The sequence below is a fragment of the Bacillus sp. FSL W8-0920 genome (assembly GCF_038593215.1).
In the GTDB taxonomy this organism is placed as follows: domain Bacteria; phylum Bacillota; class Bacilli; order Bacillales; family Bacillaceae; genus Bacillus; species Bacillus pumilus.
In genome coordinates this window covers 3,424,672-3,443,621 of record NZ_CP151974.1, presented here as the reverse complement: position 1 = coordinate 3,443,621, position 18,950 = coordinate 3,424,672, and the positions used below count along the sequence as shown (strand labels likewise).

18 protein-coding genes are annotated in these 18,950 nt (G+C 44.0%); 14 read left to right on the top strand and 4 right to left on the bottom strand.

The window, feature by feature from the left end; translation table 11 throughout:
- Positions 1 to 55 precede the first annotated feature (55 nt).
- A complete protein-coding gene (locus NSS78_RS17715; protein WP_212045644.1) occupies positions 56 to 1,054 on the top strand; it encodes a S66 peptidase family protein in 999 nt (332 codons plus the stop codon).
- A gap of 29 nt (positions 1,055 to 1,083) precedes the next feature.
- Here the strand turns inward: NSS78_RS17715 and NSS78_RS17710 are convergent, their stop codons facing one another.
- The 3 genes from NSS78_RS17710 to cls form a co-directional block, all read right to left on the bottom strand.
- Positions 1,084 to 1,338, bottom strand: a complete 255-nt coding sequence (locus NSS78_RS17710) for a hypothetical protein (protein WP_003215306.1) — start codon at positions 1,336 to 1,338, stop codon at positions 1,084 to 1,086.
- Positions 1,339 to 1,411: 73 nt separating this feature from the next.
- Positions 1,412 to 2,374: a UV DNA damage repair endonuclease UvsE gene (gene uvsE / locus NSS78_RS17705; RefSeq protein WP_327839487.1), complete on the bottom strand. Its 963-nt coding sequence runs from the start codon at positions 2,372 to 2,374 to the stop codon at positions 1,412 to 1,414.
- Positions 2,375 to 2,386: 12 nt separating this feature from the next.
- A complete protein-coding gene (cls, locus tag NSS78_RS17700) occupies positions 2,387 to 3,583 on the bottom strand; it encodes a cardiolipin synthase (RefSeq protein ID WP_284907437.1) in 1,197 nt (398 codons plus the stop codon).
- A 143-nt stretch (positions 3,584 to 3,726) separates the two neighbouring features.
- Between cls and NSS78_RS17695 the strand changes: the two genes are divergently transcribed.
- From NSS78_RS17695 to pyrG, 8 genes are all read left to right on the top strand, one after another.
- Positions 3,727 to 5,838 (top strand): heterodisulfide reductase-related iron-sulfur binding cluster, encoded by a 2,112-nt coding sequence (locus NSS78_RS17695; RefSeq protein WP_327839488.1) that lies wholly within the window; start codon positions 3,727 to 3,729, stop codon positions 5,836 to 5,838.
- A 102-nt stretch (positions 5,839 to 5,940) separates the two neighbouring features.
- On the top strand, positions 5,941 to 7,116 hold the full coding sequence (locus NSS78_RS17690; protein WP_327839489.1) for an acetyl-CoA C-acetyltransferase: 1,176 nt from the start codon (positions 5,941 to 5,943) through the stop codon (positions 7,114 to 7,116).
- Between the two features lie 19 nt (positions 7,117 to 7,135).
- Complete coding sequence (locus NSS78_RS17685; RefSeq protein ID WP_327839490.1) at positions 7,136 to 7,999, top strand: 3-hydroxybutyryl-CoA dehydrogenase; 864 nt, start codon at positions 7,136 to 7,138, stop codon at positions 7,997 to 7,999.
- 11 nt (positions 8,000 to 8,010) lie between these two features.
- A complete protein-coding gene (locus NSS78_RS17680) occupies positions 8,011 to 9,123 on the top strand; it encodes an acyl-CoA dehydrogenase family protein (protein ID WP_253622071.1) in 1,113 nt (370 codons plus the stop codon).
- A 16-nt stretch (positions 9,124 to 9,139) separates the two neighbouring features.
- Positions 9,140 to 10,282: an acyl-CoA dehydrogenase gene (locus NSS78_RS17675; protein WP_309216037.1), complete on the top strand. Its 1,143-nt coding sequence runs from the start codon at positions 9,140 to 9,142 to the stop codon at positions 10,280 to 10,282.
- Between the two features lie 142 nt (positions 10,283 to 10,424).
- Positions 10,425 to 10,625 (top strand): hypothetical protein, encoded by a 201-nt coding sequence (locus NSS78_RS17670; protein ID WP_342468238.1) that lies wholly within the window; start codon positions 10,425 to 10,427, stop codon positions 10,623 to 10,625.
- Between the two features lie 237 nt (positions 10,626 to 10,862).
- Positions 10,863 to 11,402 carry a DNA-directed RNA polymerase subunit delta gene (rpoE, locus tag NSS78_RS17665; RefSeq protein ID WP_003214586.1) on the top strand — a complete coding sequence of 180 codons (540 nt, stop codon included), beginning with the start codon at positions 10,863 to 10,865 and terminating at the stop codon, positions 11,400 to 11,402.
- 238 nt (positions 11,403 to 11,640) lie between these two features.
- Positions 11,641 to 13,248: a CTP synthase (glutamine hydrolyzing) gene (gene pyrG / locus NSS78_RS17660; protein WP_003215143.1), complete on the top strand. Its 1,608-nt coding sequence runs from the start codon at positions 11,641 to 11,643 to the stop codon at positions 13,246 to 13,248.
- Positions 13,249 to 13,289: 41 nt separating this feature from the next.
- Here the strand turns inward: pyrG and NSS78_RS17655 are convergent, their stop codons facing one another.
- The gene (locus tag NSS78_RS17655) at positions 13,290 to 13,820 is read right to left on the bottom strand and encodes a DUF2529 domain-containing protein (protein WP_253622073.1); all 531 of its coding nucleotides are present in this window, start codon (positions 13,818 to 13,820) and stop codon (positions 13,290 to 13,292) included.
- 177 nt (positions 13,821 to 13,997) lie between these two features.
- Here NSS78_RS17655 and NSS78_RS17650 point away from each other — a divergent pair, with 177 nt between their 5' ends.
- The 5 genes from NSS78_RS17650 (at position 13,998) to glpX (ending at position 18,697) form a co-directional block, all read left to right on the top strand.
- Entirely contained in the window at positions 13,998 to 14,375 is a 378-nt protein-coding gene (locus NSS78_RS17650) for a response regulator (RefSeq protein ID WP_284907582.1), read from the top strand.
- A 178-nt stretch (positions 14,376 to 14,553) separates the two neighbouring features.
- Complete coding sequence (locus NSS78_RS17645; protein WP_003214879.1) at positions 14,554 to 15,411, top strand: class II fructose-bisphosphate aldolase; 858 nt, start codon at positions 14,554 to 14,556, stop codon at positions 15,409 to 15,411.
- Positions 15,412 to 15,523: 112 nt separating this feature from the next.
- Positions 15,524 to 16,162, top strand: a complete 639-nt coding sequence (fsa, locus tag NSS78_RS17640; RefSeq protein WP_003215343.1) for a fructose-6-phosphate aldolase — start codon at positions 15,524 to 15,526, stop codon at positions 16,160 to 16,162.
- A 247-nt stretch (positions 16,163 to 16,409) separates the two neighbouring features.
- Positions 16,410 to 17,699, top strand: a complete 1,290-nt coding sequence (locus NSS78_RS17635; protein ID WP_003214820.1) for a UDP-N-acetylglucosamine 1-carboxyvinyltransferase — start codon at positions 16,410 to 16,412, stop codon at positions 17,697 to 17,699.
- Between the two features lie 32 nt (positions 17,700 to 17,731).
- On the top strand, positions 17,732 to 18,697 hold the full coding sequence (gene glpX, locus NSS78_RS17630) for a class II fructose-bisphosphatase (protein ID WP_003214904.1): 966 nt from the start codon (positions 17,732 to 17,734) through the stop codon (positions 18,695 to 18,697).
- The last annotated feature ends 253 nt before the right edge of the window (positions 18,698 to 18,950 follow it).

Sequence of the window (18,950 nt, the reverse complement as noted above, 5' to 3'; positions counted from 1 at the left end):
TAAGGGTCTTTTTTTGTTAGGATAGAAAAAACTCGTGTAGGAAGGATCTGATGGAATGAAGGGGCTTCGGCGATTACAAAAAGGCGATAAGATCGGTATTTTTTCACCTTCAAGTCCTGCATCAGCGACCTCGCCTCTTAGGTATGAGCGGGCGAAGAAGTGGCTTGAGCAAAAAGGATTCTTTGTGGTACCAGGATCATTAACAGGGAAAGAGGATCACTACCGTTCAGGTACAATTCAAGAACGAGCCAATGAGTTGAATGAGCTAATGGCTCGAGAGGACTTGGCGTGCGTCATGTCAATGATTGGCGGGACAAATTCAAATAGTTTGCTGCCTTATCTTGATTTTGAGCTGCTGAAACAACATCCGAAAATCATGATCGGTTATTCAGATGCGACAGCGATTCTTTTAGCCGCTTACGAAAAAACGGGACTGCCTGTATTCTACGGACCGGCGCTTGTTCCATCTTTTGGGGAGTTTGAACCGTTCGTTGCTTATACATATCAGTCGTTCGAAGACATCCTGATGCAGCCTCAATCCATTCCTTATCAGATCAAAAAACCACCCTTTTGGACGGATGAACGAATCAATTGGGAAGAAAAGACACGTGATAAAGGGCAGCGTCCGAACGATTGGCTGTGCGTCATAGAAGGACAGGTAGAAGGCAGGTTGATCGGCGGAAACCTGAATGCAATGTACGGCATATGGGGCAGTGAATTCATGCCAGCGATCCAAACAGGAGACATTCTCCTCATTGAAGATTGCATGAAAACCGCTTCAGTTGTAGAAAAAAACTTCTCTTTATTGAAAGTAAATGGAGTGTTTGAGCGGGTATCAGGGATTCTTTTGGGGAAACATGAGCTGTTTGATGATGAGGGAACGGGCAAAGAACCTTACGAGATTTTACTTGAGGTGCTTGGAGAGACAAAGAAACCGCTCATCGCAGATTTTGACTGTGCCCATACACACCCGATGCTTACGATGCCAATTGGGGCACAAGTGAAAATGGATGCAGCTTCAAAACAAGTGTGGTTAACGAAAGAGTGGATATAACAAAAGAGCGGCCTGATGGCTGCTCTTTTTTATGAAACCTTCTCTTTTTCAAATGGCTGCAAGAGATCTTGCGCTTTTTTTCCCTCTACGACAATTAAGTAGTCAGATTCTAAGTGAGTGAGCCTGAAGGTTTCAAGCTCTACGATGTTCTTGATGTTACACATTGTTTTTTTAGAATACACATATAGACGATGTTGAGCCTGGTGGCATTTTTCATAAAGAGAAATAAGCTTATGTAAATTCAATGCTTTCGCAGCGATTTGGATTGAATAGATCTGAGACATCTTCATATCCTCCTGTTGATTACTTTCTCACAATAGCTTTGTTACCCCTGTTTACACAGAGATAAACCTTTCTCTATGATTTCCACTCAATGGTTCCTCCGCCGGTTCGCTTGTTGCCTCTTATCGCAGACAGTTCTTCGACGAGTCTAAGAAGGGCCTGATCCTTTGACTTCGCCTCAATCATAAAATCTACATCACGCCCATACGGTTTTAATGCATGAAAAAGCGGTAAGACAAAGGACATATCTACACCATCTGCATGACTGCGTATGGCTTTTTCTGATTTCGGTGAGGATAAATGAATTTTAGGCGGAATACCAGTGCTCGTCCAAGTGCCGAACATTCTTGGCAGGATGTCTTCAAGCGCGGCATCGTCATCTTTATTGGCCACGTGATGATGGTAATCAAAAACAAAGGGAATACCGTGCTTTTCACATACACCAAGCGTTTCTAACGACGTATACGTTTTGTCATCATTCTCAAGCGTCATCCTCGCCTTGATATGCGCTGGTAGCTGTTTGATATTTTCATCAAAACGTTGAAGCGCCGAATCTTTATCACCGTACGCACCGCCCACATGAATGTTCATATAGCCTTCCTTTTCAAGCTTCATCGCCTCAAGCATTTGATAATGGTACGCCATGTCGATCACGGCATTTTCTGTGATTGAAGGCTTGGGGCTAGTAAACAAGGTGAACTGATTGGGGTGAAAGCTCACACGAAGCCCATGCCGTTTCACCAACTCGCCAATTTCAAGAAACTCCTTTTGAAAAGGTGTCACAAAGTCCCATCGTACCTCGGGATGGGTCGCAAGCGGGACGATCGAACTCGAAAAACGGTAAAGCGGGATATCATGAGCAATGGCAAAGTAAAGCGTTCTTAATGTATTCACGAGATTGGCCTTTGTTGTTCGTAATAACGCCTCTTTTCCTTCTTCCTTTGAGAGCTTGCTGTATCTTGCAAAGGTCAGCGACTTGGCAGGAGAAGCCTCCCACAAGGTGACGGCATTGGATACATAACCGAATCGATAACGCATAGGTCATCTCCTTTATAAAAAATAAGAGAACATGGCGGCAACCCATTCCAGCGGATGTGACAGAAGCGGACGCTGTGCCAATTTCTCTTCTGTCATAAGCTCAGACACTTCTATGTGCTCGCGAATCCTTTCCTCTACGTGGGCAGTAAAGTCGGTATCATCAATGGCGACGTCTACTTCCTCGTTTAAAAACAAGCTGCGTTTATCAAAATTTGCCGTACTGATCATACAGCGTCTCTGGTCAATTAGAATGGCTTTCGCATGATAAAATCCTTTATAAAAACGATAAACAAGGCAGCCGGAGGCAATGAGGTCCTTCAAATAATGAAATCCAGCCTCTTTGACGAGTGGATGATCTGCTTTCATTGGGATGATGATTTCAACCGTAACGCCTCGCTTGCGTGCATCAAGCAGTGCACTCAGAAGAGGAGCAGATGGAATAAAGTAAGGCGTACAGATGATGATCTGTTTCCTCGCCTGCTGAATATCTTTGAGGAACAAAGCTTCTAAAGAAAAACCAGCAGTCGCGCGTGTTGTGCATTGTAGTGTTCCCGGTTCCAAAGCAGGAAAAACCTCATATTGCAGCTGATGAATACCAGATGTCCGATATAAATCATTCAAAAACACATGCTGGAGATCTGCGACAACTTGCCCCGTCATGCGCAAATGATAATCCTTCCAAATGCCAAACCGACCCTTTTTCCCAACATATTCATCGCCAATATTAAACCCGCCAATATAGCCAATCTTTCCATCAATCACCGTGATTTTACGATGATTTCTCATGTTTAACCGATAAATCAAAAAAGGGAAACGAGGCTTATTTAAAAAGTAAAATTGGATGCCACTTTTCTCTAGCATGTCGATGGACTTTTGATCAAACGGATAGGACCCTAGTCGATCGGTCAGCAAAAAGACTGAAACCCCTTGTTTCGCTTTTGTTTTCAAAGCTTGTAACACCCTTTGACCAATCTTGTCGTTCTTTACAATAAAGAACATCATATGAATAGAAGAAGAGGCGTGCTGAATATCGGTGAGCAACTGATCAAAGAGTGGTTCGCCATCATGATAAAATGCGGCATCACCGCTTGTTTGATCAAAAGATCGTTCAAAAGCGCGGGTAGAAAAATATTTCTTTCCCATATAAAGGTCTAACAATATGAGGCAAACGATGACAATGAGTACGAGTAGGATGATCAATGCGATCATGTTGCTTCCTCCTTTTTTGCATATTTCAATAGTGTACCCAAACGTGTAAAAAATATTGACTGAATACTCATTCATTATTTATGATAGAGGTACAACATAGAAACGGAACAAAGTGGGTTTTGGGGAATGAAAGGGGGAGCAAGATGAATAGCCTTTTAATCATGAACATGATCGCATTTGCGGCGGTGACCGCTTACGCTGTGTATTTGTTTATTTATCTCATTCGAACACGAGCAGCGTACATTCGTCTTGGCAAAAAAGAAGAGTTCCAACAAGACATGAAAAAACGCTTAGAGCGTGTTTGGGTCAATGTATTTGGGCAAAAGAAGCTGTTAAAGGACAAGAAGAGCGGCATCATTCATGTGCTGTTTTTCTACGGATTTATCCTTGTACAGTTCGGAGCCCTTGATTTTATTATGAAGGGACTCGTTCCAGATAGTGGACTCCCTTTAGGTCCGCTTTACGGTGTCTTTACCTTTTTCCAAGAGGTAGTCACACTTCTCATTTTAGTAGCTGTTGTTTGGGCGTTCCATAGAAGGTATGTGGAGAAGCTTGTCCGTTTAAAGCGTGGCTTTAAATCCGGTCTAGTGCTTTTATTTATTGGCGGCTTGATGCTGACCGTTTTACTTGGGAACGGGATGAATATCATCTGGCATGGACACCCTTTATCACCAACTGAGCCAATCGCATCCAGTGTTGCTTTCTTGCTGGGCGGTATTTCACCTCTTGCGGCAACGGTCGTTTTTTATGTCGCATGGTGGGTGCATCTCCTGATTTTGCTGACATTCTTAGTGTATGTCCCGCAGTCAAAGCATGCTCACCTCATTGCAGGACCGGTGAATGTATTTGCCAGTAGATTAGACCCGCCAGGCAAGCTGCAAAAAATTGATTTTGAAGATGAGACACAAGAGACCTTCGGTGTGGGAAAAATTGAAGACTTCCGTCAGTCACAGCTGATCGACCTTTACGCCTGTGTGGAATGCGGGCGCTGCACAAATATGTGCCCAGCAACAGGTACAGGGAAAATGCTGTCTCCTATGGATTTGATTTTAAGGCTAAGAGATCATTTAACCAATAAAGGGGCCGCCATTACATCGAAGACGCCTTGGGTTCCGCAGCTTGCCTTCAGGCAGACAACAGGAAATCAGCTGGCGCTGCAGGCGAGAGGAGCAGGTGCAGAGGAATCGGCTGCCAGCTCGATGTATCATCCTTCTCTTATTGGTGAAGTCATTACAGAGGAAGAAATTTGGGCATGTACGACGTGCCGAAACTGTGAAGACCAATGCCCTGTCATGAATGAACACGTCGACAAGATTATTGATATGCGCAGATATCTTGTGCTGACCGAAGGGAAAATGGATGCAGATGCACAGCGTGCCATGACAAGTATAGAGCGCCAAGGGAACCCGTGGGGATTGAACCGGAAAGAAAGAGAAAATTGGCGTGAACTGAGAGAAGATGTGCATGTGCCGACAGTAAAAGAGTTGAATAAAGCAGATCAAACCTTCGATTATTTATTCTGGGTTGGTTCAATGGGGGCATATGACAATCGAAGCCAAAAGATTGCGCTTGCCTTTGCAAAGCTTCTCAACGAAGCAGGAGTCTCCTTTGCCATCCTAGGCAATAAGGAGAAAAACTCTGGTGATACACCAAGAAGGCTTGGAAACGAATTTTTATTCCAAGAGCTTGCTGCGAAAAACATTGAAGAATTCCAGAAAAACGGTGTCACAAAGATCGTTACGATTGATCCGCACGCCTATAATTTATTTAAAAATGAGTATCCAGACTTCGGGCTTGAGGCAGAAGTGTACCATCATACAGAATTACTGGCAGAGCTAGTGAAAGAAGGGAAGCTAACGCCTGTACATGAAGTGAATGAGGTCATCACCTTCCACGACTCTTGCTACCTAGGCAGATATAACGAAGTGTATGATCCGCCGAGAGACATTTTAAAAGCCATCCCTGGTGTGACGCTGAGAGAAATGGAACGTCATCGTGAAACTGGTATGTGCTGCGGTGCAGGCGGGGGCTTAATGTGGATGGAAGAAGAGACAGGTACCCGAATTAACACTGCCCGAACGGAGCAGGCGTTACAGGTGCAGCCGTCCATCATTAGCTCAGGGTGTCCTTATTGCTTAACGATGCTGGGAGATGGCACGAAGGCAAAGGAAGTAGAGGATCAGGTAGGTACATTTGATGTCGCAGAGCTTCTTGAAAAATCAGTGTTTGGCGAGGCTGGAAAGCAGGTTTCGTAAACAAAGCAGGCCGATGAATAGAATGTTCATCGGCTTATACATGGCGCTGTACATCTGCTGTTTAGATAATATGTAAGCGGTAACAAACGGGAGGGAACATACATGAGTCAGACGGTCATTGTATCTGGAGCAAGAACACCATTTGGAAAACTAGGCGGTGCTTTCAGTGGGTTGACTGCCGCAAAACTAGGCGGAAGGGCCATCAAGGCTGCGCTGGAAAGAGTGCAGGGATCACATCATGTGGATGAGGTCATCATGGGAAGTGTTTTGCAGGGAGGACAAGGTCAGATTCCTTCAAGGCAAGCAGCAAGATATGCTGATCTTCCGTGGTCCGTTCCGACGCAAACCATCAATAAAGTCTGTGCATCAGGAATGCGCAGTGTGAGCACAGCAGATCAAATCATCCGAGCTGGAGATGCGGAGGTCATCGTAGCGGGCGGTATGGAATCCATGTCACACGCCCCTTATTTGCTAAAAAAAGCGCGATGGGGCTACAAAATGGGAGATGGTGCGGTACAAGATGCGATGATTTTAGATGGATTAACCTGTTCGTTTACAGGCGTTCATATGGGTGAGTATGGGAGCATGGCTGCGAAGGAGCTCGGTATCACGCGGGAAGAGCAAGACCTTTGGGCATTAAGAAGTCATGAACGGGCGATCGAAGCGCAGAGAAACGGCTTTTTCCAGCATGAAATCACCCCCGTCACCGTCAAGACGAAAACGGGAGAGCGGCTGATCACAGAAGATGAATCCCCGCGGCGTGATACGTCATATGAACGGCTGTCAAAGCTCATGCCTGTTTTTGATCAAACGGGTACCATTACCGCTGGAAATGCACCAGGTGTCAATGATGGAGCAAGTGCGCTTCTTTTAATGAAAGACACATATGCAAAGCAGCATGACGTTAAGCCAATGGCAGTCGTGCTTGGTCATACGCAGGTAGCTGTAGAGGCAAAGGATTTTCCGAAAACACCAGCCTTTGCTATCGAGAAAATTTTACAGAAAACAGGCAAGCGTCTAGAGGATATTGATCTATTTGAAATCAATGAGGCCTTCTCAGCTGTGGCGCTGGCATGTGAAAAAATAATCGGGCTGGACCGGCGGAAAATGAATATCAACGGTGGTGCAGTTGCGCTTGGTCATCCCATTGGAGCAAGCGGAACACGGATCATATTGACCTTGATTCATGCATTAAAACAAAGAGGCGGCGGTATTGGCATTGCGGCGATTTGCAGTGGAGGCGGTCAAGGAGATGCCATCATGATAAAGGTAGATTAAAAGGGAGGCGTTCATCGTCATGAGTACAGAAGAAACCGTCATGGTCGTTGGAGCTGGTCAAATGGGATCAGGCATTGCCCAAGTTTTTGCTCAGTCTGGCTACACAGTCCTGCTGCATGATGCATCTGAAAAGCAGATTCATCGAGCCATTTCCTCCATGACCAAACAACTGACGAAACGAGCAGAAAAAGGAAAGCTAGCCCATCAGGCAGTTCGAGATATTACGCAGCGGCTTGCCGTATCTACAGATTTAAAGGACGTGCAGCAGGCACGTTTAGTGATTGAAGCTGCATCTGAACAAATGAGTGTGAAAAAACAAATCTTTGAGACACTCGATCAATTTGCAGAGGCGAAGACGATATTTGCAACAAACACATCCTCCTTGTCGATCACAGAATTAGCAGCTGTTACGAGTAGACCGGAGCAAGTGATTGGCATGCATTTTATGAATCCGGTGCCTGTCATGAAACTCGTTGAGGTCATTCGAGCGCTGCAAACGAGTGACGACACGTATCAACTCGTTTGTGAAACAGCAAAGACATTAAACAAAACCCCAATTGAAGTGGAAGACTTCCCAGGGTTTGTATCAAACCGCATATTGATGCCAATGATTAATGAAGCCATTTACACCCTTTATGAAGGCGTGGCAGATGCAGAAAGCATTGACGGTGTCATGACGCTTGGAATGAATCACCCAATGGGGCCACTTCGTCTCGCTGATTTCATCGGACTAGATACATGTTTATTTATTATGAATACCCTTCATGAGGGACTTGGGGATAGCAAATATCGACCTTGTCCTCTTTTGAAAAAATACGTGAATGCAGGCTGGCTGGGCAAAAAGACAAAGAAAGGTTTTTACACATACCACGACCACTCATAGGGGGAGTCAAAATGGATGTTTTGCTTACGGATCAACAGCGACTCTGGAGAGAACAGGCAGCAGAATTTGCAAGACAGCGTATATTCCCTGAAGTGGAAGCCATGGAACAAGGTCAGTTCCCAAGAACACTTTTAGCAGAAATGGGACGACAAGGCTTTCTGGGGATTCCAATACCAGCTTCGTATCAAGGCTTAGGAGCAGATTTTACAACGTATATCATCGCCATTCATGAATTATCCAAAGTGAGTGCGACCATCGGTGTCATTGTGTCCGTTCATACATCTGTTGTGACGATGCCTATTTTGGCTTTTGGAACGAATGAGCAAAAAGAATCCTATGTTCCGCTGCTTGCATCTGGGCAGAAACTGGGAGCATTTTGTCTGACTGAACCGAAGGCAGGCTCAGATGCCTCCAATATTCAGTTAAGAGCAGAGCGGGCGGGCGACCATTATGTGTTAAATGGTACAAAAATGTTTATCACAAGCGGCGGGGAAGCAGAACTGTATCTTGTCTTTGCCGTGACAGATCCTGCTTCTGCGAAAAAAAATATATCGGCATTCATTGTCGAGAAAGATACACCAGGATTTACGATCGGAAAAGATGAGAAAAAGATGGGACTGCACGGGTCAAAAACCGTTACGCTTCATTTTGATGCTGTGCGGATTCCAAAACAGCAGCTGCTCGGTGCAGAAGGAGAGGGCTTTCACATAGCCATGTCTAGTTTAAATGCGGGGAGAATCGGTATCGCGGCTCAAAGCCTCGGCATTGCAGAAGCCGCATTAACTGAGGCAGTGACTTATTTAAAACAGCACCCGGCAGGTCTAGAAACGACCATTCGGCTGGGTGATTTGGCAGCGAAGCTTGAAGCAGCCAAACTATTAGTCTATCAAGCGGCTTCTTATAAAGAGGCGAATCGTCCGGTCACAAAGGAAGCATCCATGGCAAAGCTATTTGCCTCAAGAACGGCAGTTGAGATCAGTACAGAAGTGATCCATTTGCTCGGCATGGATGGTTATACGAATCGCTATCAAGCACAACGTTACTTTCGTGATGCGAAAGTTTGTGAAATCTATGAAGGAACAAGTGAAATTCAAAGGCTGGTCATTTGTAAACAGCTAATATGAAACGAGGTGGCTCATGATGCAGTTTCAATTAAGTGATGAACATGAAATGATTCAAAAAATGGTGAGGGATTTTGCGAAAAATGAAGTAGAGCCAACAGCAGCAGAGCGGGACGAGGCAGAAACGTATGATCCAGCTATTTTTCGCCAAATGGCGGAGCTCGGTTTAACGGGCATTCCTTGGCCGGAAGAGGTAGGCGGGATCGGTAGTGATTATTTAGCCTACGTCATCGCAGTGGAGGAGCTTTCAAGAGTGTGCGCCTCTACAGGCGTCACCCTCTCCGCCCACACCTCTCTCGCCTCGTGGCCCATCTATACTTTCGGAACAGATGAACAAAAAGAGACCTATTTAAAGCCGCTTGCAGAAGGACAGAAGGTAGGGGCATATGCACTCACTGAGAGCGGTTCGGGTTCAGATGCCGGCGGAATGAAGACAACGGCAGTAAAGGCAGGCAATGAATACGTCCTGAACGGTGCGAAAATCTTTATTACAAATGGAGGCATTGCGGATTATTATATTGTGTTTGCTGTGACTGACCAAGAAGCTACATCTCGAAATACGACCGCCTTTATTGTAGAAAAAGAGACACCGGGCTTCTCGGTCGGTAAAAAGGAAAGCAAACTGGGCATTCGTTCATCGCCAACGACTGAAATTCGATTTGAAGATTGCCGGATTCATGAAAGGAATCGGCTCGGACAAGAAGGAGAAGGCTTTAAAATAGCGATGATGACCCTCGATGGCGGCAGAAACGGCATTGCTGCACAGGCAGTTGGGATTGCACAAGGCGCTCTTGATGCGGCAGTCGATTATGCGAAGGAGCGCAAGCAATTCGGCAAACCAATCATTCAGCAGCAAGGAATTGCTTTTAAGCTAGCAGATATGGCAACCGCAATTGAAGCCTCCAGGCTGCTCACTTATCAGGCAGCATGGCTCGAAACGAAAGGGCTCCCGTATGGAAAGGAATCAGCAATGTCCAAGCTCTTTGCTGGAGATACAGCCATGAAGGTAACAACAGAAGCCGTCCAAATCTTCGGCGGCTACGGCTATACAAAGGATTACCCAGTCGAACGATACATGCGTGATGCGAAAATCACCCAAATTTATGAAGGCACACAGGAAATCCAGCGCCTAGTCATCTCGCGCAAACTGCTAGATATGTAGAAACCAAGCAAAGACCACCTGGTGTGAGGTGGTCTGTTTTGGTGCGACAATTAGTCCTCAAATGTTAAATCATTTCCAAAATTGTCCCATGCCTCCTTATCATTATGATAAAATTGGCAAAAGTATCAATATGGAGGTTTTCATGATGAACACAACATTTATGGGTATTTTAGGATTAGTCACAATGATCATTTGGATTATGGTCTCCACAGAGCTTTCAAAGTCTCCAAAAAAGAAGGAAGAAAAAGAAAACAGCCGCAGAAAACTATTTGTCCTCATGCCTGCGGGAATGGTATGTACGATTGCTATCGTGATCTTATTCATTCAGAGAATCCCGTTTTAAAATAGAGATGAACAAACTAAAAGACAAAAAGCATACCATACACAAAAGCCAGACTCATTTCATGCAGATGATGAGCCCCTTGAGAAAAAATCAAAAATTAACATGATTAAAGGTGGCATAAACTCCCCTAATTTGTTTATAATGAGAGGTATGGTTTGTCGTAAAAATAAGGGATAAACACTTATTATTTCACTGATAAATGGATACATACATGTAATAGAAAGGGAGTGTCTGACCTTGAGTTTGAAAGAATACTCACAGGAACAGCTCAAGCACATGTCTTTAGTTGAACTTGCTTATGAAATTTTCAGAGACAGCAAAACACCGATTACGTTTTCCGAGTTAATAGATGAAATGGTCCGTTTACAAGGAATACAAAAATCTGATCTTGATGATCGCCTTGCTCAATTTTATACAGACTTAAATATAGATGGCCGCTTTATTTCGTTAGGTGATCAGAGATGGGGACTTCGCAGCTGGTATCCAGTTGATCAAATCGAAGAAGAAGTTCAGCCAGCTGTGAAAACAAAAGCGAAAAAGAAAAAAACAAAAGCAGCTGTCGTTGAAGAAGACTTCGATGAAATTGAAGAGGAAGAGGAAATCGAAGAGCTTGAAGAAGACCTTGATCTTGTTGAAGACGACGATGATCTCGACCTAGACGATGATGAGGAAATTGAGGAAGATATAGAAGAATTCGACGAAGATGATGACGAAGATGATGACGGCTTAACAGAAATTGACGAAGACGATTTAGACGATAAAGAGGAAGAGAAATAACCCTCATAAACCGGTCCTCAAAACAGGACAAAACCGTCTTGACTTTCGAGAGCGAACTATGTAGTATGTATTTTGGGCTCTCTAAAAAGAGTACGTAAAGATACGTTCATTTACGCTCCCTTTCATTTATTTGAAAGGGAGCTTTCTTATTTTTCAAGAGATTTAGGGATACACTCTAAAAAGGATGAAGCTGTGCATGTCTAGTCATGCAAGGGTAAAAAAGAGAGGAGCATACGAAATGACAAAGTATATTTTTGTAACAGGAGGAGTTGTTTCCTCACTTGGAAAAGGGATCACGGCTGCCTCGTTAGGCCGCCTTCTGAAAAATAGAGGGATGGATGTCACCATTCAAAAATTCGATCCATATATCAACGTAGACCCAGGGACGATGAGTCCATATCAACACGGTGAGGTTTTCGTCACAGATGACGGTGCTGAAACAGACCTTGATTTAGGTCACTATGAGCGCTTCATTGATATTAACTTAAATAAGTACAGCAACGTCACAACAGGTAAAATCTACTCTACTGTTCTGAAGAAAGAGCGCCGCGGTGACTATTTAGGCGGAACTGTACAGGTTATTCCCCATATTACAAATGAAATTAAAGATCGCGTGTACCGTGCCGGAAAAGAAACAGGTGCAGATGTGGTCATCACAGAAATCGGCGGAACAGTAGGAGACATCGAATCCCTTCCATTCCTAGAAGCGATTCGTCAAATGAAGAGTGACATTGGCCGTGAAAACGTCATGTACATTCATTGTACCCTTGTTCCTTACATTCGGGCAGCAGGTGAACTGAAAACAAAACCGACACAGCATAGTGTAAAAGAACTTCGCAGCCTTGGTATTCAGCCAAACGTTATTGTGGTCAGAACTGAAATGCCAATGACCCAGGACATGAAGGACAAAATTGCGTTATTCTGTGATATTGATACAAAAGCTGTTATCGAATGTCAGGATGCAGACACGCTGTACTCTATTCCGCTTGATTTACAAAAACAAGGACTAGACAAGCTTGTATGTGAACATATGAAACTTGATTGCCAAGATGCAGACATGACGGAGTGGACAGCGCTAGTCGATAAAGTGCAAAACCTCTCAAAACAAGTCACAATTGGTCTAGTAGGAAAATATGTTGAATTGCAAGATGCATACATTTCTGTCGTTGAATCACTTCGCCATGCTGGTTATGCATTTGATGCAGACGTTCAAATCAAATGGATCAATGCAGAAGAAGTGACAGCAGAAAATATGGCTGATTTCGCACAAGATGTCGATGGCATCATCGTTCCTGGAGGCTTCGGAGACCGCGGAGTGGAAGGGAAAATCATTGCTACACAATATGCCCGTGAAAACAAAGTGCCATTCTTCGGAATTTGCTTAGGAATGCAAGTTGCGTCAATCGAATATGCACGAAACGTACTAGGCCTTGAAGGAGCTCATTCAGCGGAAATTGATCCTGAAACAGCATTCCCAATTATTGACCTTCTTCCAGAACAGAAGGATGTAGATGATCTAGGCGGAACACTTCGTCTTGGTCTGTATCCATGTAAATTAAATGAAGACTCCAAAGCATTTGCTGCATACAACGATGAAGTGGTCTACGAACGCCACCGCCATCGCTATGAGTTTAATAATGAATTCAGACAGCAAATGGAAGCTGCAGGATTTGTCTTCTCTGGTACAAGCCCAGACGGACGTCTTGTTGAAATTATCGAGCTGAAGGACCATCCTTGGTTCCTTGCTTCTCAGTTCCACCCGGAATTCGTCTCAAGACCGACAAGACCTCAGCCATTATTTAGAGATTTCGTTGGTGCTTCACTGCAAGCATCTGAATCAAAATAAAACAAAAAACTGCCGAGAATATCATCTTCTCGGCAGTTTTTTTATTCATATTCCTCAACGATTTCTTTCACAGTAAACGATAGAGCGTGGTAGACGTATAAGCATGTCATTAAAGCAGGATAACCGAACCTTGTTCCGTCATCAGCAGGCACAAGCGGTTTCTTGAGCTGAAAATCAATATGGACATCACAATGCTCTTCAATCATGGACGACTCCTTTTGTGCCGGCCCGACACCAACAACGGGCGTCCCTTGCGCGTGCAGTTCTTTTACAAGAGATTGAATCTCCTCTTCTTCTGGGTCTGAATAAAATAGCAGCACTCTATCGCTTGGATGAAGCAAGCTGCGCTCCATTTGATCAAGCGGCAGCACTTTCGCACCTGGAAATGGCTCCTTGCTTTCAGTTGCCTCTAGGGCTACAGCAGCCAGTTCATTCTTCCCGTGAAAATAAACAGCATGTCCACTGACAATGGCTTGTGCAAGAAGGCGTGCACCATCCTCGATCGCTTCAGCCTGCTTTTCTCCAATACGTGAAAAAATACCTGATAACTGGGTCGTGAAAATTTTTAACAAGACTGATTTCCTCCTTCGGTCAGATCATTTTATAATAGAATATAAAGAGAATATTAGGAAAAATGCTCAGAAAATGTCGTAAAGTAAACTATTATAAATAAAGGAAATGTGAAAATCAAACAGAATTATTTAACAACAGCTCTTTTTATGGCGAAAAATGAAAGCAATGGGGTGTAACTGATGAATGAGAAAATTTTAATTGTCGATGATCAATATGGTATTAGAATATTATTGAATGAAGTGTTTCATAAAGAAGGCTATCAAACCTTCCAAGCAGCGAATGGACTTCAGGCGTTAGATATTGTGAAAAATCATAGACCAAACCTTGTGCTACTTGATATGAAGATTCCCGGAATGGATGGAATTGAAATTTTAAAACGCATGAAATTAATTGATGAAGACATCCGTGTCATCATTATGACAGCCTATGGCGAATTAGACATGATCCAAGAATCCAAAGAACTCGGTGCTTTGACGCATTTTGCGAAACCTTTTGATATTGATGAGATCCGAGATGCTGTCAAAGAATACTTACCGCTCGAAACAAACGGTTAGATGGAAATGATTGAATCGAGTCATTCTGTTGCCGATTTGTCGAATAATTGGTATCCTAGATAAGAAGAAGAAAGCGATCTGACTTTGAAAGTTTACATATGGCGAGAAATTCTGGTCATGCTAGGGTGGAGAGCTTTTTTTAGTAAGCAAATTAGCTACATAGGGAGGATTTTTCATCATGCCTTTAGTTTCAATGACAGAAATGTTGAAAGACGCAAAGGAAAAAGGTTACGCTGTTGGACAGTTTAACTTAAATAATTTAGAATTCACGCAAGCGATTTTACAAGCTGCTGAAGAAGAGAAATCTCCAGTTATCTTAGGAGTATCTGAAGGAGCAGGACGCTACATGGGCGGCTTCAAAACAGTTGTCGCAATGGTTAAAGCGTTAATCGAAGAATATAATGTAACAGTTCCTGTTGCGATTCATTTAGATCACGGTTCAAGCTTTGAATCTTGTGCAAAAGCAATCCATGCAGGATTTACTTCTGTCATGATCGACGCTTCTCACCATCCATTCGATGAGAACGTAGCAACAACTGCGAAAGTAGTTGAGCTTGCTCATTTCCACGGTGTATCTGTAGAAGCTGAGCTTGGAACTGTTGGCGGACAAGAAGACGACGTCATCGCTGAGGGCGTTATTTATGCTGATCCAAAAGAGTGCCAAGAGCTTGTAGAACGCACTGGCATTGACTGCCTTGCACCTGCGCTAGGTTCAGTACATGGTCCATACAAAGGTGAACCAAACCTTGGTTTCACTGAAATGGAAGAAATTGGTAAAATGACAGGTCTTCCACTTGTTCTTCATGGCGGAACAGGTATCCCAACTGCTGACATCAAGCGCTCAATTTCACTTGGTACAGCTAAAATCAATGTAAACACTGAAAACCAAATTGCTTCTGCGAAAGCAGTACGCGAAACACTTGCTGCAAAAACAGAAGAGTATGATCCACGTAAATATCTTGGACCAGCTCGTGACGCAATTAAAGCGACTGTTATCGGCAAAATGCGTGAATTTGGTTCTTCTAACCAAGCATAATTTGATGAGAACCGAAAGCCGCCTGAGTCACAGGCGGTTTTCTCCATATCTTGAGAAAGCGCAATCAAAATTTACATTTCAGACAATTTATTGATAGGAGAGTGGCACGGTTATGTTATTTTTCGTAGATACAGCGAATATCGCAGACATCAAAGAGGCGCACGAGCTTGGCATTTTAGCAGGCGTCACAACAAACCCTAGTTTAGTAGCGAAAGAAAAGGACGTATCATTCCACGACCGTCTTCGCGAAATCACTGACGTGGTATCAGGTTCTGTCAGTGCGGAAGTCATTTCCCTCAAAGCAGAAGAAATGATTGAAGAAGGAAAAGAGCTTGCTGCCATCGCACCAAATATCACGGTTAAAATTCCAATGACAACAGATGGTCTTAAAGCTGTCAAAGCGTTAACAGACCTTGGAATTAAAACAAACGTTACTTTGATTTTTAGTGCAAACCAGGCACTTCTTGCAGCTAGAGCTGGTGCGACGTATGTCTCTCCATTCCTCGGCCGCTTAGATGACATTGGCCAAAATGGTCTCGATCTCATCAGCGAAGTGAAAACCATTTTTGATGTTCATGGCTTAGATACACAAATCATTGCTGCATCCATTCGTCATCCGCAGCACGTGACAGAAGCTGCACTTAGAGGTGCTCATATCGGCACAATGCCGCTGAAAGTCATCAAGCAGCTGACGAAACACCCATTAACGGATGCGGGCATTGAGCAATTTTTAGCAGATTGGAATAAATAAGTGATTGTGGCAGGCGGGATTGTCTCCTGTTTGCCGCAGTTTTCCTTAAAAACGCTAAGAAATGTTTTGTGCAAAGAAGAGAACATCACAGCCTCGCAAAGCTTCGATTATTTTTCTTCCGACAAATTTCGTTTAACCTGTATTCTTTCTCTTGATATTGGCTAAATTTTGGACAAGACCTTTTAAAGCGCGACATCCACAAACAGTATAACTCCAACAGTGATCTTCTTTAAGAAGGGAGACAAATATGGAAAAGTTAAACATTGCCGGCGGTGACCCCTTACGCGGGACCGTACATATTAGTGGTGCGAAAAATAGTGCAGTGGCACTGATTCCTGCCACGATTCTCGCTGATTCTCCAGTAACGATTGAGGGCCTTCCGCATATTTCAGATATTGACACATTACGAGATCTGTTAGAAGAGATTGGCGGAAAGGTCACGTTTGAAAAAGGTGAAATGGTTGTCAATCCTGCTTCCATGATCAGTATGCCTCTTCCTAATGGGAAAGTGAAGAAACTGCGTGCGTCTTATTATTTAATGGGCGCTATGCTGGGAAGATTCAAGCAGGCTGTCATTGGGCTGCCAGGAGGGTGCCACTTAGGACCTAGGCCGATCGATCAGCATATCAAAGGCTTTGAAGCACTCGGAGCCGAGGTGACAAACGAGCAGGGTGCCATTTATTTGCGCGCTGAAAAATTAGTCGGAGCCCGTATTTACCTTGATGTGGTCAGTGTAGGTGCGACCATCAATATCATGCTGGCAGCCGTACTGGCTGAAGGAAAAACGGTCATTGAAAATGCCGCAAAAGAACCCGAAATTATTGATGTAGCGACACTGCTTGCAAGCATGGGAGCCAAAATCAAAGGTGCGGGTACTGATGTGATTCGAATCGAAGGTGTAGAATCTCTTCATGGCTGTAAGCATTCCATCATCCCTGACCGTATAGAAGCAGGCACATTTTTAATTGCTGGTGCTGCGATGGGAGATGAAGTTGTACTTGATAATGTGATCCCAACTCATTTAGAATCAATTACGGCGAAACTTAGAGAAATGGGGTTCACCATTGAAACGAGCAACGATCAGATGCTGATCGTTGGCAGAAACGAAGGACTCAAGCCTGTCGATATCAAAACCCTTGTGTATCCGGGCTTTCCGACGGACCTTCAGCAGCCGATGACGGCGCTGTTAACAAAGGCGAAAGGCACGAGTGTGGTCACAGATACGATCTACTCAGCCCGCTTTAAGCACATTGACGAATTGCGCCGAATGGGTGCAAACATGAAGGTCGAAGGAAGATCTGCCATTATCACTGGACAAACGCAGCTTCAAGGAGCAAAGGTGAAAGCAAGTGACCTGCGTGCAGGTGCTTGTCTCGTTGTTGCAGGGCTAATGGCAGACGGTGTGACCGAAATCACAGGGCTTGAACATATAGACAGAGGATATAGTTTACTTGAGAAGAAGCTTGAAGGCTTGGGTGCAACCATCTGGCGTGAAAAGCTGAGTGACCAAGAAATAGAAGAACTTCAAAATTCATAAGGCTTTGACTGTGAGAGGAGATTTGGACAAAAATGGAAAGAAGTTTATCGATGGAACTAGTACGGGTGACAGAAGCAGCCGCATTAAAATCTGCTCGTTGGATGGGAAGAGGATTAAAAGACGAAGCGGATGATGCTGCAACAAGTGCAATGCGTGATGTATTTGATACCATTCCGATGAAAGGAACAGTGGTCATTGGCGAGGGGGAAATGGACGAAGCACCAATGCTTTATATTGGGGAAAAGCTTGGGAACGGATACGGACCTCGCGTGGATGTAGCTGTTGATCCATTAGAAGGAACAAATATTGTGGCAAGTGGCGGCTGGAATGCCTTAGCTGTTATTGCAGTTGCAGATCATGGCAACTTGCTGAATGCACCTGATATGTACATGGATAAGATCGCAGTAGGTCCAGAAGCGGTAGGCTGCATCGACATTGAAGCGCCTGTCATTGACAATCTTCGCGCTGTAGCAAAAGCAAAGAACAAAGATATTGAAGATGTGGTTGCAACGATTTTAAACAGAGATCGACATGAGAAAATCATTGCTGAACTGAGAGAAGCAGGAGCAAGAATCAAACTGATCGATGATGGTGACGTTGCAGGAGCCATTAATACAGCATTTGATCATACAGGTGTTGATATTCTATTTGGTTCAGGCGGAGCGCCCGAAGGTGTCCTTTCTGCTGTTGCGTTAAAGGCACTTGGTGGTGAAATCCACGGAAGGCTTCTTCCTCAAAGTGAAGAAGAATTAAGACGCTGTGAGAAAATGGGGCTAGATGTTGGCAAAGTCCTAAGAATGGAAGACCTCGTGAAAGGCGACGACGCCATTTTTGCAGCGACTGGTGTAACAGACGGTGAGCTATTAAAAGGTGTTCAATTCAAAGGCTCTGTTGGAACAACACATAGCGTTGTTATGCGTGCGAAATCAGGTACAGTTCGTTTCGTAGACGGCAGACATAGCTTAAAGAAAAAACCGAATCTTGTCATTCGTCCGTAATCTGAAAGCGGGTATTCATTACCCGCTTTTCATATAGGTGTCAAATGTATATCATTTTCTTTTTAAAGTTGAATATTCTCTGCAAATGAGGTAAAACTAAAGAGTGCTGCGAAATTTTCTGCGAATTTACTTCTTTTAAGCTTCAACAAGTTTAAATACTGCCGCATCATGACGATATACTCATTATCCTTCTCTATGTTGACAAAGCTCGAGTTCACATTGTTCCTATCTTTACGATAAAACGAGTGGGAGC

What these genes read in the sequence shown, in the direction of transcription:
- NSS78_RS17715 (WP_212045644.1), top strand. Translation starts at nt 56, where the DNA reads ATGAAGGGGCTTCGGCGATTACAAAAAGGCGATAAGATCGGTATTTTT.
- NSS78_RS17710 (WP_003215306.1), bottom strand. Translation starts at nt 1,338, where the DNA reads ATGTCTCAGATCTATTCAATCCAAATCGCTGCGAAAGCATTGAATTTA.
- uvsE (WP_327839487.1), bottom strand. Translation starts at nt 2,374, where the DNA reads ATGCGTTATCGATTCGGTTATGTATCCAATGCCGTCACCTTGTGGGAG.
- cls (WP_284907437.1), bottom strand. Translation starts at nt 3,583, where the DNA reads ATGATCGCATTGATCATCCTACTCGTACTCATTGTCATCGTTTGCCTC.
- NSS78_RS17695 (WP_327839488.1), top strand. Translation starts at nt 3,727, where the DNA reads ATGAATAGCCTTTTAATCATGAACATGATCGCATTTGCGGCGGTGACC.
- NSS78_RS17690 (WP_327839489.1), top strand. Translation starts at nt 5,941, where the DNA reads ATGAGTCAGACGGTCATTGTATCTGGAGCAAGAACACCATTTGGAAAA.
- NSS78_RS17685 (WP_327839490.1), top strand. Translation starts at nt 7,136, where the DNA reads ATGAGTACAGAAGAAACCGTCATGGTCGTTGGAGCTGGTCAAATGGGA.
- NSS78_RS17680 (WP_253622071.1), top strand. Translation starts at nt 8,011, where the DNA reads ATGGATGTTTTGCTTACGGATCAACAGCGACTCTGGAGAGAACAGGCA.
- NSS78_RS17675 (WP_309216037.1), top strand. Translation starts at nt 9,140, where the DNA reads ATGCAGTTTCAATTAAGTGATGAACATGAAATGATTCAAAAAATGGTG.
- NSS78_RS17670 (WP_342468238.1), top strand. Translation starts at nt 10,425, where the DNA reads ATGATGAACACAACATTTATGGGTATTTTAGGATTAGTCACAATGATC.
- pyrG (WP_003215143.1), top strand. Translation starts at nt 11,641, where the DNA reads ATGACAAAGTATATTTTTGTAACAGGAGGAGTTGTTTCCTCACTTGGA.
- NSS78_RS17645 (WP_003214879.1), top strand. Translation starts at nt 14,554, where the DNA reads ATGCCTTTAGTTTCAATGACAGAAATGTTGAAAGACGCAAAGGAAAAA.
- fsa (WP_003215343.1), top strand. Translation starts at nt 15,524, where the DNA reads ATGTTATTTTTCGTAGATACAGCGAATATCGCAGACATCAAAGAGGCG.
- NSS78_RS17635 (WP_003214820.1), top strand. Translation starts at nt 16,410, where the DNA reads ATGGAAAAGTTAAACATTGCCGGCGGTGACCCCTTACGCGGGACCGTA.
- glpX (WP_003214904.1), top strand. Translation starts at nt 17,732, where the DNA reads ATGGAAAGAAGTTTATCGATGGAACTAGTACGGGTGACAGAAGCAGCC.